At 67.3% G+C, this 15,840-nt stretch carries 12 protein-coding genes; 11 read left to right on the top strand and 1 reads right to left on the bottom strand.

The window, feature by feature from the left end:
* Positions 1 to 141 precede the first annotated feature (141 nt).
* From ACIP8W_RS06750 to ACIP8W_RS06700, 11 genes are all read left to right on the top strand, one after another.
* Positions 142 to 726: a hypothetical protein gene (locus ACIP8W_RS06750; RefSeq protein WP_402202186.1), complete on the top strand. Its 585-nt coding sequence runs from the start codon at positions 142 to 144 to the stop codon at positions 724 to 726.
* Between the two features lie 568 nt (positions 727 to 1,294).
* Positions 1,295 to 2,266 (top strand): ABC transporter permease, encoded by a 972-nt coding sequence (locus tag ACIP8W_RS06745; protein ID WP_402202269.1) that lies wholly within the window; start codon positions 1,295 to 1,297, stop codon positions 2,264 to 2,266.
* 98 nt (positions 2,267 to 2,364) lie between these two features.
* Positions 2,365 to 4,164 (top strand): ABC transporter substrate-binding protein, encoded by a 1,800-nt coding sequence (locus tag ACIP8W_RS06740; protein ID WP_402202185.1) that lies wholly within the window; start codon positions 2,365 to 2,367, stop codon positions 4,162 to 4,164.
* 115 nt (positions 4,165 to 4,279) lie between these two features.
* The gene (locus ACIP8W_RS06735) at positions 4,280 to 5,257 is read left to right on the top strand and encodes an ABC transporter permease (RefSeq protein ID WP_402202183.1); all 978 of its coding nucleotides are present in this window, start codon (positions 4,280 to 4,282) and stop codon (positions 5,255 to 5,257) included.
* A gap of 10 nt (positions 5,258 to 5,267) precedes the next feature.
* A complete protein-coding gene (locus tag ACIP8W_RS06730; RefSeq protein WP_402202181.1) occupies positions 5,268 to 6,329 on the top strand; it encodes an ABC transporter ATP-binding protein in 1,062 nt (353 codons plus the stop codon).
* 25 nt (positions 6,330 to 6,354) lie between these two features.
* Positions 6,355 to 7,485, top strand: a complete 1,131-nt coding sequence (locus tag ACIP8W_RS06725) for an ABC transporter ATP-binding protein (RefSeq protein ID WP_402202179.1) — start codon at positions 6,355 to 6,357, stop codon at positions 7,483 to 7,485.
* Between the two features lie 299 nt (positions 7,486 to 7,784).
* Entirely contained in the window at positions 7,785 to 9,422 is a 1,638-nt protein-coding gene (locus ACIP8W_RS06720) for an ABC transporter substrate-binding protein (RefSeq protein WP_401947104.1), read from the top strand.
* A 37-nt stretch (positions 9,423 to 9,459) separates the two neighbouring features.
* Positions 9,460 to 10,383 (top strand): ABC transporter permease, encoded by a 924-nt coding sequence (locus ACIP8W_RS06715; protein ID WP_401947102.1) that lies wholly within the window; start codon positions 9,460 to 9,462, stop codon positions 10,381 to 10,383.
* Complete coding sequence (locus ACIP8W_RS06710; protein ID WP_401947100.1) at positions 10,376 to 11,377, top strand: ABC transporter permease; 1,002 nt, start codon at positions 10,376 to 10,378, stop codon at positions 11,375 to 11,377. The genes ACIP8W_RS06715 and ACIP8W_RS06710 overlap by 8 nt, the downstream gene beginning before the upstream one ends.
* 12 nt (positions 11,378 to 11,389) lie before the next feature.
* On the top strand, positions 11,390 to 12,364 hold the full coding sequence (locus ACIP8W_RS06705; RefSeq protein ID WP_401947097.1) for an ABC transporter ATP-binding protein: 975 nt from the start codon (positions 11,390 to 11,392) through the stop codon (positions 12,362 to 12,364).
* Positions 12,357 to 13,448: an ABC transporter ATP-binding protein gene (locus tag ACIP8W_RS06700; protein ID WP_401947094.1), complete on the top strand. Its 1,092-nt coding sequence runs from the start codon at positions 12,357 to 12,359 to the stop codon at positions 13,446 to 13,448. Before ACIP8W_RS06705 ends, ACIP8W_RS06700 begins: the two co-directional genes overlap by 8 nt.
* 160 nt (positions 13,449 to 13,608) lie before the next feature.
* On the opposite strand, the gene ACIP8W_RS06695 is transcribed toward ACIP8W_RS06700, so the two are convergent.
* Positions 13,609 to 15,771, bottom strand: a complete 2,163-nt coding sequence (locus ACIP8W_RS06695; RefSeq protein WP_401947092.1) for a prolyl oligopeptidase family serine peptidase — start codon at positions 15,769 to 15,771, stop codon at positions 13,609 to 13,611.
* Positions 15,772 to 15,840: the final 69 nt, after the last annotated feature.

Here is a 15,840-nt window from a genome sequence, read left to right as displayed (position 1 = left end):
ATTCAACCCACCTACCTCAATGGATCCTCAAATCACTTGAGTGGCACCGAGGTGTGCTGAAATAATGGCTTCGTTGCCAAGATTCGCAGGGCGGCACCAACGGGGCTGACGTGATTATTTGCGTCAGTGAATGGGGGAATTATGCGTAAGGCAGTAGCTCTGGTCCTCGCGGGAACGGCCGCGTCGTGCATGCTGGCGGCTCCGGCCGTGGCGGCTCCGGCGAGCAATGATCCGATGTGCAACCCGGGGATGACCAAGCTCACTTGGTTCTCGGCCCAGAAGCCGTGGGTGGTGACGCACCGCAAGGTGCTGGAGAACTACACTGGGGGCACGGCGAGCAAGACCTACAGCGCCGAGAAGGTGAGTGAGATCACCGCCTCGGTGTCGACCACGGCGGGGGCGAAGGTCAGCGGCAGCGTCGTGATCGGCAGCCTGGAGGGCAGCCTCGGCCTGGAGTTGAAGGCCGAGAAGAAGTCGACGAACAAGAAGTCCGAGTCCGTCACCTACAAGCTGTCGAAGAACGGCACGTACGTGCTGTACTCGGGCACGCGAAGGGCGTCCGGCTACTACACGCAGTGGCGCTGTGACCGTGGCACGAAGTGGATCGCGACCGGGCGCGAGGGCAAGGCGGTCAGCTGGACCGTTCCCACGGAAGGCGGGGTCCGCTGCGGTACGACCGTGCCGAAGGGATCGCTCGCCGCCGTGGTCAAGAAGAAGTACTGCTGACCCGCTGCCGGCTCGGGCCGTCAAGACGCCCCGGTCACCCGCGCGCATCGCGCGGGTGACCGGGGCGTCTTTCTGTGCAGACGTCCTCGCTCTGCGCAACTGTTTTTCCCGGACCGGGTGTCCGGATGTCGAACCGGAATCTCCGCATCACGTGTTAACAGTCCGTTTCGCGGGTGTCTGTCTGCGCTCACTTTGTCCGCATTTCGGGCAGAGCCGTGCGAGTGCGTTGCCAAAACGAGACACTTTAAGTGTGGTTTACGGCTCGGTGTTACTTAATAGTTGGCCAATGAGCTCGGGTCAATGAGTCATGCGCTGTGGGGGGTGCAGACTCGCGAGCACAGCACACTTCGGGGTACTGGAAAAAGCGCACTGTCAGGGGTGTCAGCGCGCGTAGATAGTGCCCTTCTCGTAGTGACAAGTGGACTCATGAGGAGGACCCCATGCGTGGTGCCATAAGCGCCAAATGGGTCGGACGCGCGGTTGTGATCCCCATGGGGGAAGAGCGATCGTGACAAGTCCAGTACAGACCGAGGACGCCGAGGCGTCCACCCTTCCCGGCGCGGACAACGTGTCGAAGGACGGGACCCACGAGGCCAAGACGCCTGCCGGGCTCTCGCCCGGCCAGTTGATGTGGCGCCGCTTCAAGCGGGACCGTACCGGGATCATTTCGGCCATTGTCGTCATCTTCTTCTTCGTGGTCGCGCTTCTCGCGCCGGTGATCAAGATGGTGTACGGCAAGGACGCCTACACCCTGTACGGCCAGGACAACCTGGACCTGCTCGACGAGTTCAACATGCCGACCGGGGTGGCGGGGGGCATATCCGCCGATCACTGGTTCGGCATCGAGCCGAACCTCGGCCGGGACGTGTTCATGCAGCTCGTCTACGGCATGCGCACCTCGATCTACACCGCGCTGGCGGCCACCGTTCTGATGGTCCTCGTGGGTGTGCTGGTCGGGCTGATCGGCGGGTACTACGGCGGCAGGATCGACTACTGGCTCGGCCGGTTCACCGACTTCCTGCTGGGCTTCCCCAGCCAGCTCTTCTTCATCGCCTCGATGCCGGTCATCGTGGCCGCGTTCGTCCGCCCCGACGAGGAGACCCCCACCTCGCTCCGTGCCATGGCGATCATTACGGTGCTGTCGTTCCTGGGCTGGATGGGCCTCGCCCGGCTGATCCGCGCGGCCACCCTGTCGCTGCGCGAGCGGGAGTTCGTGGAGGCCGCGAAGATCGCGGGCGCCTCTCCCTGGCGGATCATCCGCAAGGAGCTGCTGCCCAACCTGGTCACACCGATCCTGGTGCAGGCCACCCTGCTGCTGCCGTCCACCATTCTCTCGGTGGCCTTCCTCTCCTTCGTGGGTGTCGGCTATGTCGAACCCACCCCGGACTGGGGACGGATGTTCGCCACCGGCGCCGGTATCTACGAGCAGGACCCGGTTTACATGCTCTTCCCGGGTGTCGCCATGGTCATTTTCGTCGTGGCGTTCAACCTTCTCGGCGACTCGGTACGAGACGCCTTCGACCCGAAGTCCGGACGCTGACGTCCTGGTTGAGGGATAGCTGCTCCCCGGCCGCCGGTCCACAACCGGATGCGCCGGCAGCACAGTTGGATCACTACTGACAGATGGGTACTCATCTCATGAGCATCTTTGGCACACGCAGGACACGTGCTGTCGTCGTCGCCCTGGCGGCCGGTTCGCTCGCGCTGACCGCCTGTGGCGGTAACACCGACACCGCGACCAAGGACAAGGGCAAGACTCAGGAGGACGCCGCCAAGCAGTCGGCCTCCGTGACCTACGGCGATGCCAAGGCGTCCACCGGTCCGGCGGCCGAGGTTCCCGGTGCCAAGACCGGCGGCACCATGACCGTCTTCCAGGAGGCCGACTTCTCGCACCTCGACCCGGGCCAGACCTACGTCAGCGACGGGAAGCTCCTCGACAGACTCCTCCAGCGCGGTCTGACCCAGTACCAGGAGGACGACAACGGCAAGCAGACCCTCGTCGGCGACCTGGCCACCGACTCCGGCAAGGAGACCGATGGCGGCAAGACCTGGACCTTCACGCTCAAGGACGGGCTGAAGGACCAGAACGGTTCCCCGATCACCTCGAAGGACATCCGCCACACGATCGAGCGGATGTACGCCCCGTTCATCACGGACGGCCCGACGTACATCCAGCAGTGGCTGTCCGGTACGGGCACCACGTACCGCAAGGCGCTGCCCGACGGCCCGTTCAAGGGCAAGCACCTGCCCGACTCGGTCCTGGCGACCCCGGACGCGAAGACCATCGTCTTCAAGTTCAAGGACGCGCAGCCCGACCTGCCGCAGGCGCTCGCGATGCCCGGCTACTCCGTGGTCCCCGAGAAGACGGACACCAAGGAGAAGTACGACACGGCCCCGGTCGCGACCGGCCCGTACAAGATCAAGGACTTCAAGCCCGGCAAGTCCATGACGCTGGTCAAGAACACGAACTGGGACCCGAAGACCGACTCGGTCCGCCACCAGTACGTCGACGGTTGGAACATCGAGTACAACCACGACGACGACGACCAGACCAAGACCATCCTGGCCGACCGCGGCGAGGCCAAGAACACCGTGATGTTCACCGGCCAGGTCTCCACCAACCAGGTGCGCAACGTCATCTCGGACCCCGAGGCGAAGAAGCGGACGATCGAGGGCTACGCGCCCTACGTCTGGCAGCTCAACTTCAACCTCGACCGGATGAAGAACAAGAAGGTCCGCGACGCCATCACGTACGCGATGCCGAGCGCCCAGATCTACAAGCTCGACGGTGGCGCCTACGGCGGTGAGACCGCGACCGGTCTGATGTCCCCGACCACCCCGGGCTACGAGAAGGACTACGACCCCTTCGGCAAGCTCAAGAAGCCCAACGGCGACATCGAGAAGGCCAAGGAGCTGATCAAGGAGGCCGGCGCCGAGGGCCAGAAGGTCATCTACGCGTACGGCAACACCCCGGTCCGCCAGCAGCAGGCCGTGGTCATCGCCGACCGTCTGAAGGCCATCGGCCTCGACGTGGTCAAGAAGGAGATCGACTCCTCCACCTGGTACGAGCAGGTCGGCAAGGTCGACAACGGCCTGGACCTCTACATGACCGGCTGGGGCCAGGACTGGCCGTCCGCCTCCACCGTCATCCCGCCGCTGTACGACGGCAAGCAGCTCCAGGACGGCTCGTCGATCTACTCGCACATCAACGACCCCAAGGTCAACGCCGAGATCGCCCGCATCCTGAAGATCACGGACCCGGCCGAGGCCCAGAAGGCGTGGACCGCGCTGCACCACGACATCGTCGAGCGGATCAACCCGGCGGCGCCGATCTACTACACCAAGGTGTTCCAGATCTTCGGCTCCAACGTCGGTGGCGCCCGCTATTCGTCGGACTCCAGCTACATCGACGTCACGCGTCTCTTCCTGAAGAAGTAAGCACCGCGTAGGCAGGTTCCGGAGGTGCGCGCACGGCGGAGCGCGCACCTCCGGTCCGCCGATCCTCTCCTCTCGACCCCCTCACAGCCGCCGTCCTGAGAGCAGCGACCAGCCAATGCTTCAATTCCTCCTTCGCCGGACGTTCGGCGCAGTCCTGACGCTTTTTCTGATCAGCGCCGTCACGTTCTTCATGTTCTTCGCCATTCCGCAGGACCCTGCCCTGCTCTCGTGCGGCAAGAACTGCACTCCGGACGCGCTGGCGGTGATCCACCAGAACCTCGGCCTCGACAAGCCGGTGCCGGTGCAGTTCTGGGATTTCCTCGTCGGCATCTTCGCCGGTCGTGACTTCGCCGTCGGCCACTGCGCGGCGCCCTGCTTCGGTGTCTCCTTCAACAACCAGCAGCTGGTCTGGGACACCATCGTCGACCGTTTCCCGCTGACGTTCTCCCTCTCCGTCGGCGGCCTCATCGTCTTCCTGATCCTCGGTCTGGGCGCGGGCATGATCGCCGCGTGGAAGAAGGGCACCTTCACCGACAAGGCGTTCAGCTCCGCGTCCCTGGTGCTCAGCTCGCTCCAGATCTACTTCCTCGGCCCGGTCATGCTCGGTCTCTTCGTCTACAGCACCGGCTGGCTGGACAAGCCGAAGTGGGTCCCGTTCAGCGAGAGCCCCAGCGGCTGGTTCATGGGTCTGCTGATTCCCTGGGTCGTGATGTCGGTGATCTTCACCGCCAGCTATACCCGTATGGCACGCTCGACCATGATCGAACAGCTCCAGGAAGAGCACGTCAGAGCGGCCCGTGCCAAGGGCATGAGCAGCCGCTTCGTCTTCTTCCGCTATGCCTGGCGCGGCTCGCTCATCCCGATCGTCACCATCCTCGGCATGGACCTCGGCGCGCTCTTCGGAGGTGCCATGGTCACCGAGATCACCTTCGGACTGCCCGGCATCGGTCTGCTCGCCCGTGACTCGGTCATGTACAAGGACCTGCCGCTGACCATGGGCGTCATGGTGGTCAGCGCGGCCTTCATCCTTCTGTTCAACGTCATCGTGGACGCGATGTACGCCATCATCGACCCGCGCGTGCGTCTGTCCTAGGAGTACGACCGTGACCACACTCACCAAGACCGAGGACGCCACGGCCCCGAACGGGTCGGACGCGTTCCTCTCGGTACGCGACCTGCGTGTCCACTTCTCCACCGAGGGCGGCATCGTCAAGGCCGTGGACGGGCTGTCCTTCGACCTCCAGCGGGGCCAGACCCTCGGCATCGTCGGAGAGTCGGGCTCGGGCAAGTCCGTGACCAACCTGTCCATCCTGGGGCTGCACAACCCGCAGTCCACGGCGATCCAGGGCGAGATCCTGCTCGACGGCCAGGACCTCACGGATGTCTCGGGCAAGCAGCTCGAACAGCTCCGCGGCAACAAGATGGCGATGATCTTCCAGGACGCGCTGACCGCGCTGTCGCCGTACTACACCGTCGGCCGGCAGATCGCCGAGCCGTACATGAAGCACACCGGCGCCAGCAAGAAGGAGGCCCGCGCGCGGGCCATCGAGATGCTGGGCAAGGTCGGCATCCCGGACCCGAAGAGCCGCGTCGACGACTATCCGCACCAGTTCTCCGGTGGTATGCGCCAGCGCGCGATGATCGCCATGTCGCTGGTCTGCAACCCCGAGCTGCTGATCGCCGACGAGCCGACGACCGCGCTCGACGTGACCGTCCAGGCGCAGATCCTCGACCTGCTCAAGGACCTCCAGCAGGAGTTCGGCTCCGCGATCATCCTGATCACCCATGACCTCGGTGTCGTGGCCAACTTCGCCGACGATCTGCTCGTGATGTACGCGGGCCGGGCCATCGAGCGCGGTTCCGTACGCGAAGTGCTCAAGAAGCCGGAGCACCCCTACACCTGGGGCCTGCTCGGTTCGATGCCGCGGCTCACCTCCGATGTGAACGAGCCGCTGCGGCCCATTCCGGGCACCCCGCCCAGCCTGTTGAACCCGCCCACCGGCTGCGCGTTCAACCCGCGGTGCGACTACGTCGACCTGGTCGAGGGTGGACGCTGCTCGAACGAGCGCCCGCTGCTCCCCGAAGGACGAGGCTCCGCGTGCCATTTGACGGCGGACCGCAAGCAGCAGGTTTTCATCGAGAAGATTCAGCCCCGGCTGGGCTGATGTACCGGCAACTGGGGCTATGACCATGAGCGAGAAGAACACCACCACCACCGTCACGGACGCGGTTTCCCCGCGCCGTGACCCCGCCGCGACCGAGCCGCTGCTCGAAGTGAAGGGCCTGACCAAGCACTTCCCCATCTACGGTGGCTTTCCCATCAAACGGAAGGTCGGCGCGGTCCAGGCCGTCGACGGCGTGACGATGAGCGTCTATCCGGGTGAGAGCCTGGGCCTGGTCGGCGAGTCGGGCTGCGGCAAGTCGACCACCGGCCGACTGCTCACCCGGCTGCTGGAGCCGACCGGCGGCACGATCACGTACAACGGCCAGGACATCACCCACGCCAACCGCAAGCAGCTGGCGCCGATCCGGTCCGAGATCCAGATGATCTTCCAGGACCCGTACGCCTCGCTGAACCCGCGGCAGACGGTCGGCACGATCATCTCCAGCCCGATGGAGATCAACAACATCAAGCCGGCCGGTGGCCGTGAGGCGCGGGTCCGGGAGCTGCTGGAGATCGTCGGCCTCAACCCGGAGCACTACAACCGCTTCCCGCACGAGTTCTCCGGCGGCCAGCGCCAGCGCATCGGCGTCGCCCGCGCGCTCGCGCTGGAGCCGAAGCTGATCGTCGCGGACGAGCCGGTCTCCGCGCTGGACGTCTCCATCCAGGCGCAGGTCATCAACCTGCTCCAGGACCTGCAGCGCGATCTGGGGATCGCCTTCGTCTTCATCGCCCATGACCTGGCGATCGTGCGGCACTTCTCGGAGCGGGTCGCCGTGATGTACCTGGGCAAGGTGGTGGAGGTCGCCGACCGCGACTCGCTCTACAACCGCCCGCGGCACCCGTACACCCACGCCCTGCTGTCGGCGGTGCCCGAGACGGACATCGATCTGGAGAAGAAGGAGCGGATCCGGCTCTCCGGCGACGTCCCCTCGCCGATCATGCCCCCGTCCGGCTGCCGGTTCCGTACGCGCTGCTGGAAGGCGCAGGACAAGTGCGCCTCGGAGGAGCCGCCGCTGGTCCAGCTCTCGAACAGCGCCGACGGCCATCTGACGGCCTGCCACTTCCCGGAGGAGCCGTCCACCGCGCCGCGCGACGAGGACATCGTCCTGGACCCGGCGCTGGTGGCGATCGAGAAGCAGGTGTCCGACGAGGCGTGACGCGTTCGCCTGTAGGTAGAGGCGCGTAGGAGAGGTACGTAAGGGCCCGTGCCCGGGGACGAAACCCGGGCGCGGGCCTTTCGGCGGTGAGAGGTCGTCGAGGTGCAGGACCGCTGGAAGTGACCGCCCGCGTCGGGACCGGTCCTCAGGAGGCGGAGGCCGCTCCGCGGCTCGGCGGACACCTGGGAGGACGCGCTCCCGGTCTGACCGCCCGTCCAGCCGTCATAAAGGTGCGGTTCGTCACTGTGTGGGGTGTATTTGGTATCAAGTGAGACTTGCGCCTGATGAGGAGGCACTTCATGCGTGGAGCTACGCACGCCAAGTGGGCCGCGTGTGCGGTGGCCGTGGCCCTCGCGGCGACGGCCTGTGGTGGTGGGGGATCCGGCGGCGGCAGCGGCAGTGGTGGTGCCGACGGCGTGGTGCGCTCCTCGTGGGGGGATCCGCAGAACCCGCTGGAGCCGGCGAACACCAACGAGGTCCAGGGCGGCAAGGTCCTCGACATGATCTTCCGGGGGCTGAAGCGGTACAACCCGAAGACCGGCAAGGCCGAGAACGCGGTCGCGGAGAAGGTCGAGACCAAGGACTCGACGAACTTCACCGTCACCGTCAAGGACGGCTGGACCTTCAGCAACGGTGAGAAGGTCACGGCGAAGTCCTTCGTGGACGCCTGGAACTACGGCGCGGATCTGCGGAACAACCAGAAGAACGCGTACTTCTTCCAGTACATCGACGGGTACGACAAGGTCCACCCGGAGACGGGCAACCCGACCGCGACGACACTGTCGGGGCTCAAGGTCACCGGGGACCGGACGTTCACCGTCAAGCTGTCGCAGCGCTTCTCCACCTGGCCCGACACCCTCGGGTACCCGGCCTTCGCGCCACTGCCCAGGGCGTTCTACGACCAGCACGCGGCCTGGCTCTCCAAGCCCATCGGCAACGGCCCGTACACCGTTCAGAACTACACCAAGGGCTCCCAGATGTCCTTGCGTACCTGGAAGAAGTACCCCGGCCCGGACAAGGCGCAGAACGGCGGTGTGGACCTCAAGGTCTACACGGACAACAACACCGCCTACACGGATCTGGTCGCGGGCAACCTCGACCTGGTCGACGACGTCCCCGCCGCGCAGCTCAAGAACGTGAAGGCGGATCTGAGCGGCCGGTACATCAACACCCCGGCGGGCATCATCCAGACCCTCGCCTTCCCCTACTACGACAAGGCGTGGAACACCCCGAACGCCGTCAAGGTCCGTACCGGGCTCTCCATGGCGATCAACCGCAAGCAGATCACCGACACCATCTTCCAGAAGACCCGTACCCCGGCGACCGACTGGACCTCCCCGGTGCTCGGCGCGTCCGGCGGCTACAAGGCCGGGCTCTGCGGCAAGGCCTGCGAGTACGATCCGGCCGCCGCGAAGAAGCTGATCCAGGAGGGCGGCGGTATCCCCGGCGGCCGGCTCAGGATCACGTACAACGCGGACACCGGCTCGCACAAGGAGTGGGTCGATGCCGTCTGCAACAGCGTCAACAACACGCTGGGCAATGACAAGGCGTGCGTGGGCAGTCCGGTCGGCACCTTCGCGGACTTCCGCAACCAGATCGGCCAGAAGAAGCTGACAGGACCGTTCCGGGCGGGCTGGCAGATGGACTACCCGCTGATCCAGAACTTCCTCCAGCCGCTCTACTACACCAACGCCTCGTCCAACGACGGCAAGTGGAGCAACCCCGAGTTCGACAAGCTCGTCAACGAGGCCAACGCGGAGACCGACACCAAGGCGGCGGTCAGCAAGTTCCAGCAGGCGGAAGGTGTTCTACGGGACCAGATGGCGGCCATCCCGCTCTGGTACCAGAACGGCAGCGCCGGGTACTCGGACCGGGTCTCCCACGTCGCGCTGAACCCCTTCAGCGTCCCCGTCTACAACGAGATCAAGGTCGGCTAGGGCTCTCTACCGGGCCGCACCACCCCTGGAGCCGTTCATGGGACGTTACGTGATCCGGCGCCTGTTGCAGATGATCCCCGTCTTCATCGGCGCCACCCTGCTGATCTTCCTGATGGTCAATGTGATGGGCGACCCCATCGCGGGCCTCTGCGGCGACCGGCAGTGCGACCCGGCCACCGAGGCTCAGCTGCGCAAGGAGTTCGGCCTCGACAAGCCCGTGTGGCAGCAGTACCTGACCTATATGGGGCATGTCTTCTCCGGGGACTTCGGTACCGCCTTCAACGGTCAGAAGGTCATCGACCTGATGGGCTCGGCCTTCCCGATCACCATCCGGCTCACGATCGTGGCCATCGTCTTCGAGATCGTCATCGGGATCGTCCTCGGCGTCATCACCGGGCTGCGCCGGGGCCGCCCGATCGATACCTCCGTACTGATGCTGACCCTGGTGATCATCGCCGTGCCGACCTTTGTCACCGGGCTGCTGGCGCAGCTGCTGCTCGGGGTGAAGTGGAAGCTCATCGACCCGTCCGTCGCGCCCGAGGCGCCGCTCGACCAGCTGATCCTGCCGGGGCTGGTGCTCGCCTCGGTGTCGCTGGCGTACGTCACCCGGCTGACACGCTCCTCGATCGCGGAGAACGCCCGCTCCGACTACGTCCGTACCGCTGTCGCCAAGGGCCTGCCCAGACACCGGGTGATCACCCGGCATCTGCTGCGGAACTCGCTGATCCCCGTGGTCACCTTCATCGGTACGGACATCGGCGCCCTGATGGGCGGGGCGATCGTCACCGAGCGGATCTTCAATATCCATGGCGTCGGATACCAGCTCTACCAGGGCATCCTGCGTCAGAACACGCAGACCGTCGTCGGCTTCGTGACCGTGCTCGTCATCGTCTTCCTTGTGGCGAATCTGCTGGTCGACCTGTTGTACGCCGTTCTCGACCCGAGGATCCGGTATGCCTGAACCACAGCTGCCGCGCCCCGACGAGGGAGCCATCGCGGCGACCGGCGCGGGCGGCGCGATGGAGCTCGCCACCAGTGAGGGGCTGACCCTGAACCAGGGCCCGGAGGGGCCCGACGGGCACCGGGGAATCGACGGCGGGGCGGCGGGCCGGCCGCGCAGCCTCTGGTCGGACGCCTGGCGCGATCTGCGCCGCAACCCGGTCTTCATCGTCTCGGGGCTCGTCATCCTCTTTCTGGTGGTCATCTCGATCTGGCCGTCGCTGATCGCCGACGGCAATCCGCTCTCCTGCGATCTCGCCAAGGCCCAGCAGGGCTCGGAGCCCGGCCACCCCTTCGGCTACAACGGCCAGGGCTGCGACGTCTACACCCGTACGGTCTACGGGACCAGGACCTCGGTCGTCGTCGGTGTGCTCGCCAGCCTCGGGGTCGCGGTCGTCGGCTCCGTCCTCGGCGGTCTCGCCGGGTTCTTCGGCGGATTCTGGGACGCGATCCTCTCCCGGATCACCGATATCTTCTTCGGCATTCCGGTGGTCCTCGGCGGTCTGGTCCTGCTGTCCGTGGTGCCCAGCGCCACGGTCTGGACCCTGATCGGTTTCATGGTGCTGTTCAACTGGCCGCAGATCTCCCGGATCGCCCGGGGGTCCGTCATCACCATCAAGCAGAACGACTTCGTCCAGGCCGCCCGCGCGCTGGGTGCCTCCAACGCGCGGATGATGCTGCGGCACGTACTGCCCAACGCCGTCGCGCCGGTGATCGTCGTCGCCACGATCGCGCTCGGCACCTTCATCGCGCTGGAGGCGACCCTGTCGTACCTCGGCGTCGGGCTCAAACCGCCCACCGTGTCCTGGGGGATCGACATCTCGGACGCCTCGCCGTACATCCGCAACGCCCCGCACATGCTGCTCTGGCCGGCCGCCGCGCTGGCGCTCACCGTGCTCGCCTTCATCATGCTCGGCGACGCGGTGCGCGACGCCCTCGACCCCAAGCTGCGCTGAGGAGGCAGGGACATGTTGCTCGATGTGCGCGATCTTCAGGTGGAGTTCCACACCAGGGACGGGATCGCCAAGGCGGTCAACGGGGTCACCTACTCGGTGGAGCCCGGGGAGACGCTCGCGGTGCTCGGGGAGTCGGGCTCGGGCAAGTCCGTGACCGCGCAGGCGATCATGGGGATCCTGGATTCGCCGCCCGGCCGGGTCGCGGGCGGCGAAGTGCTGTTCAAGGGCGAGGACCTGCTGAAGCTCAAGGAGGAGCGGCGGCGGAGGATCCGGGGCGCCGAGATGGCGATGATCTTCCAGGACGCGCTGTCCTCCCTCAACCCCGTTCTCAGCGTGGGCGCCCAGCTCGGCGAGATGTTCATCGTCCACCGGGGGATGAACCGCAAACAGGCGCGGGCGAAGGCCGTCGAGCTGATGGACCGGGTCAGGATCCCGGCGGCCGAGGAGCGGGTGAACGACTATCCGCACCAGTTCTCCGGCGGTATGCGCCAGCGCATCATGATCGCGATGGCGCTCGCGCTGGAACCCTCGCTGATCATCGCGGACGAGCCGACCACCGCGCTGGACGTCACCGTCCAGGCCCAGGTGATGGACCTCCTCGCCGAGCTCCAGCGCGAGCTGAACATGGGGCTGATCCTGATCACCCACGACCTGGGGGTGGTCGCGGACGTCGCCGACAAGATCGCGGTGATGTACGCGGGCCGGATCGTGGAGACCGCCCCGGTGCACGACATCTACAAGGCGCCCGCCCACCCCTATACACGCGGTCTGCTGGAGTCGATCCCCCGGCTGGACCAGAAGGGCCGGGAGCTGTACGCGATCAAGGGGCTCCCGCCCAACCTGCTGCACATCCCGCCCGGCTGTGCCTTCAACCCCCGCTGCCCGATGGCCCAGGACGTGTGCCGGACCGATGTACCCCCGCTGTTCGACGTGGGCGGCGGACGCCGCAGCGCCTGCTTCTTCTGGAAGGAGACGCTCGATGGCTGAACCCACCCCGGCCGGCGCCACCTCGGCCCGGCCCGCCACCGAACCCCTCCTGGAGGTACGGGACCTGGTCAAGCACTATCCGCTCACCCGGGGCGTCCTGTTCAGAAAGCAGGTCGGGGCGGTGCGGGCGGTCGACGGCGTCTCCTTCGACCTGGCGCCCGGCGAGACGCTCGGCATCGTGGGGGAGTCCGGCTGCGGCAAGTCGACCGTGGCGAAGATGCTGGTCAATCTGGAGCGCCCGACCTCCGGCACGATCCGCTACAAGGGCGAGGACATCACCCGGCTGTCGGGGCGGGCGATGAAGGCGGTGCGCCGGAACATCCAGATGGTCTTCCAGGACCCGTACACCTCGCTCAACCCCCGGATGACGGTCGGCGACATCATCGGCGAGCCGTACGAGATCCATCCCGAGGTGGCGCCGAAGGGCAACCGGCGGCGCAGGGTCCGGGAGCTGCTGGATGTGGTCGGGCTCAACCCGGAGTACATCAACCGCTATCCGCACCAGTTCTCCGGCGGTCAGCGCCAGCGCATCGGGATCGCGCGCGGGCTCGCCCTCCAGCCGGAGATCATCGTCGCCGACGAGCCGGTCTCGGCGCTCGATGTCTCGGTCCAGGCCCAGGTCATCAACCTGATGGAGCGACTCCAGAGCGAGTTCGACCTCTCGTACATCTTCATCGCGCACGACCTGTCGATCGTCCGGCACATCTCCGACCGGGTCGGGGTGATGTATCTGGGCAGGGTGGCCGAGATCGGCACGGACACCCAGATCTACGACCACCCCACGCACCCCTACACCCAGGCGCTGCTCTCCGCCGTGCCGCTGCCCGACCCGACCGCCCGCGAGCACCGCGAGCGGATCATCCTTGTGGGGGATGTTCCGTCCCCGGCGCATCCCCCTTCCGGGTGCCGGTTCCGTACCCGCTGCTGGAAGGCGCAGGAGCGGTGCGTGGTGGAGGAGCCGCTGCTCGCCGTCCCGGAGGTCCTCCGGGACGCGGAGGGGCCCGCCGTGCACGCCTCGGCCTGCCATTTCGCGGCGGAGCGGCAGACCGTACCCACGAGTACGGATGAGGACGAAACGTCATAAAGCGCATTAATTTCGTTAACATGCAAGCAACTTCGCGGACCCTTGACCGATATACGGACCCGTCAGGCTGGACAACGTACGGCCGTGCGGGTGCCGTGAACCGGCCGGGGCTTCCAGGAGACCCGGCCGGTTACCCGTGCTTCCGGGCCCCTCCGCGGGGTTACGGCATGCCCAGCGACCGCTTCAGGAAGTCGACCTGGAGCAGCAGCAGGTTCTCCGCGATCTGCTCCTGCGGGGTCATGTGCGTCACGCCCGTGAGCGGCAGCACCTCGTGCGGCCTCCCCGCCGCCAGCAGCGCCGCCGAGAGCTTGAGGGTGTGCGCGACCACCACGTTGTCGTCGGCGAGCCCATGAATGATCATCATCGGCCGCGCCGGGGACTCCGGGGCCGACAGCCCCTCGTCCGTCACCAGCGAATGCGCCGCGTACACCTCGGGGTTCTCCTGCGGGGTGCCGAGATAGCGCTCCTGGTAGTGCGTGTCGTAGAGCCGCAGATCGGTCACCGGGGCGCCCACGACCGCCGCGTGGAAGACATCGGGGCGGCGCAGCACCCCGAGCCCGGCCAGGTAGCCGCCGTACGACCAGCCGCGGATCGCCACCCGCCCCAGGTCGAAGGGGAACCGTCCGGCGAGCTGCTGGACCGCCTCGACCTGGTCGTCCAGGGTGAGCAGCAGATTCCGGTGGACGGCCTTCTCCCAGGCGGGCGACCGTCCGGGGGTGCCCCGCCCGTCCGCGACGAGCACCGCGAACCCCTGGTCGGCGAACCACTGGGAGACCAGGTACGGATTCTGCGCGGCGAGCACCCGCTGGCCGTGGGGACCGCCGTAGGGGTCCAGCAGGACCGGCAGGGGCCCGTCCGCCGCGCGGTAGCCGGTGGGCAGCAGCACGGCGCACGGGATGCGGCGCGCGCCCGCCTCGGTCAGCTCCGGGCGCGCGGTCAGGACCGGCCGCTCGGCGTACGACCCGATCCGGGCCACCGGCTCGCCGTCCTTGAAGACCTGGACGGACGATCCCGGGGTCCCGAGCACGGCCGACACCAGGACGGTCACCGCGCCCGTACGTACGGCGGAGTGCACCCCCGCGCCCGCCGAGAACCGCTCGACGCCCAGCTCGCCGACCCGGTACACATGGATCTCGCCGATCTCGCGGCCGTCCCCGTCCCCGTCGCCGTCCCCGTCGGCCCGCGCCTCCTCGCCCGCCGACGCCGTGATCAGGATGTCGTCCTCGCCGATGTCCAGCACCGACCGCACATGCAGCCGCGCCCCGGTCAGCGGCCGGTCCCCGACCACCAGCGCCCGGACGCCCGTCTCGTCCGAGATCCGGACGAGCCGCCCGTCCGGTGTCCGGGCGGGCACCCCGGGCAGCAGCTCCAGCCACGCCGGATCCTCGTCCCGGCGTACGGTCGTGGTCGCGCCGGTCTCCGTGTCCACCGCCAGGTGCAGCTGGTCGCGCTGGTCGCGGCTCTGGACCAGCAGCAGCGGCGCGCCCGCCGACGACCAGTGCACCCGCGCCAGATACGGATACGCGGCCCGGTCCCAGACCACCTCCGTGCGCGCGCCGTCCAGCCCCACCAGCAGGAGCCGCACCTCGGCGTTGGGCGTCCCGGCCGCCGGATAGGCCACCGCGACGGGTGCGCGGTCCGGGTGCGCGGGGTCGGAGATCCACCAGCGCCGCACCTCCGCCGTGTCCACCCGCGCGACGAGCAGCCGGTCGGAGTCGGGGGACCACCAGAAGCCGCGGTCGCGGCTCATCTCCTCGGCGGCGATGAACTCGGCCAGGCCATAGGTGATCCCGCCGCTCCCGCCCTCCCCGGGCCCCGCCACCTCGTGGTCGTCCCGGCCGTCCGCGCCGGTCACCCGCAGCGCCCCGCCGGCCACGTACGCGATGTGCCGCCCGTCGGGCGAGGGACGCGGGTCGATCACCGGCCCGGGGGTGTCCAGCGGGGTCGTCGTCCCGGCCCGCAGCTCGACCGCGTACAGGCGCCCTGAGAGCGCGAACGCGGCCAGTTCGACCTGAGCGTCCACCGCGTATCCCACGATGCCTCCAGAGCCCTCACGGCTGCGTTCACGCCGCGCCCGCTCCTCGGGCGGGAGCCGCTCCTCGCCACCGCCCAGCAGAACGTCCGGGTCGGCGGCGACCGATTCGGAGGATTCCTCAACATTCAGTACCCAGAGGCGGTTTACGCGATCCGCACCGGATCCGGAGCGGAGGAAGACCACCCGGGAGCCGTCGGGCGAGACCGTGAACGAACGCGGCGAACCGAGGGAGAACCGCTGGGTTCTGGCGTGCTGACGTGGGAACGGGAGCTGTTGCGGCGAGGTCATACACCCGAACCTAGCGGGCAATTGGGCGTTTGTGCGCCCCCATGTGCTGCCGTGCACCGATCGATGCGT

It is taken from the genome of Streptomyces sp. NPDC088554, assembly GCF_044752945.1.
GTDB lineage: Bacteria > Actinomycetota > Actinomycetes > Streptomycetales > Streptomycetaceae > Streptomyces.
This window is presented reverse-complemented; position numbering and strand designations above follow the sequence as displayed.

Bases quoted from the DNA above. Each gene is read 5' to 3' on its own strand.
- ACIP8W_RS06750 (WP_402202186.1), top strand. From the start codon at position 142: ATGCGTAAGGCAGTAGCTCTGGTCCTCGCGGGAACGGCCGCGTCGTGC.
- ACIP8W_RS06740 (WP_402202185.1), top strand. From the start codon at position 2,365: ATGAGCATCTTTGGCACACGCAGGACACGTGCTGTCGTCGTCGCCCTG.
- ACIP8W_RS06735 (WP_402202183.1), top strand. From the start codon at position 4,280: ATGCTTCAATTCCTCCTTCGCCGGACGTTCGGCGCAGTCCTGACGCTT.
- ACIP8W_RS06725 (WP_402202179.1), top strand. From the start codon at position 6,355: ATGAGCGAGAAGAACACCACCACCACCGTCACGGACGCGGTTTCCCCG.
- ACIP8W_RS06720 (WP_401947104.1), top strand. From the start codon at position 7,785: ATGCGTGGAGCTACGCACGCCAAGTGGGCCGCGTGTGCGGTGGCCGTG.
- ACIP8W_RS06715 (WP_401947102.1), top strand. From the start codon at position 9,460: ATGGGACGTTACGTGATCCGGCGCCTGTTGCAGATGATCCCCGTCTTC.
- ACIP8W_RS06710 (WP_401947100.1), top strand. From the start codon at position 10,376: ATGCCTGAACCACAGCTGCCGCGCCCCGACGAGGGAGCCATCGCGGCG.
- ACIP8W_RS06705 (WP_401947097.1), top strand. From the start codon at position 11,390: ATGTTGCTCGATGTGCGCGATCTTCAGGTGGAGTTCCACACCAGGGAC.
- ACIP8W_RS06700 (WP_401947094.1), top strand. From the start codon at position 12,357: ATGGCTGAACCCACCCCGGCCGGCGCCACCTCGGCCCGGCCCGCCACC.
- ACIP8W_RS06695 (WP_401947092.1), bottom strand. From the start codon at position 15,771: ATGACCTCGCCGCAACAGCTCCCGTTCCCACGTCAGCACGCCAGAACC.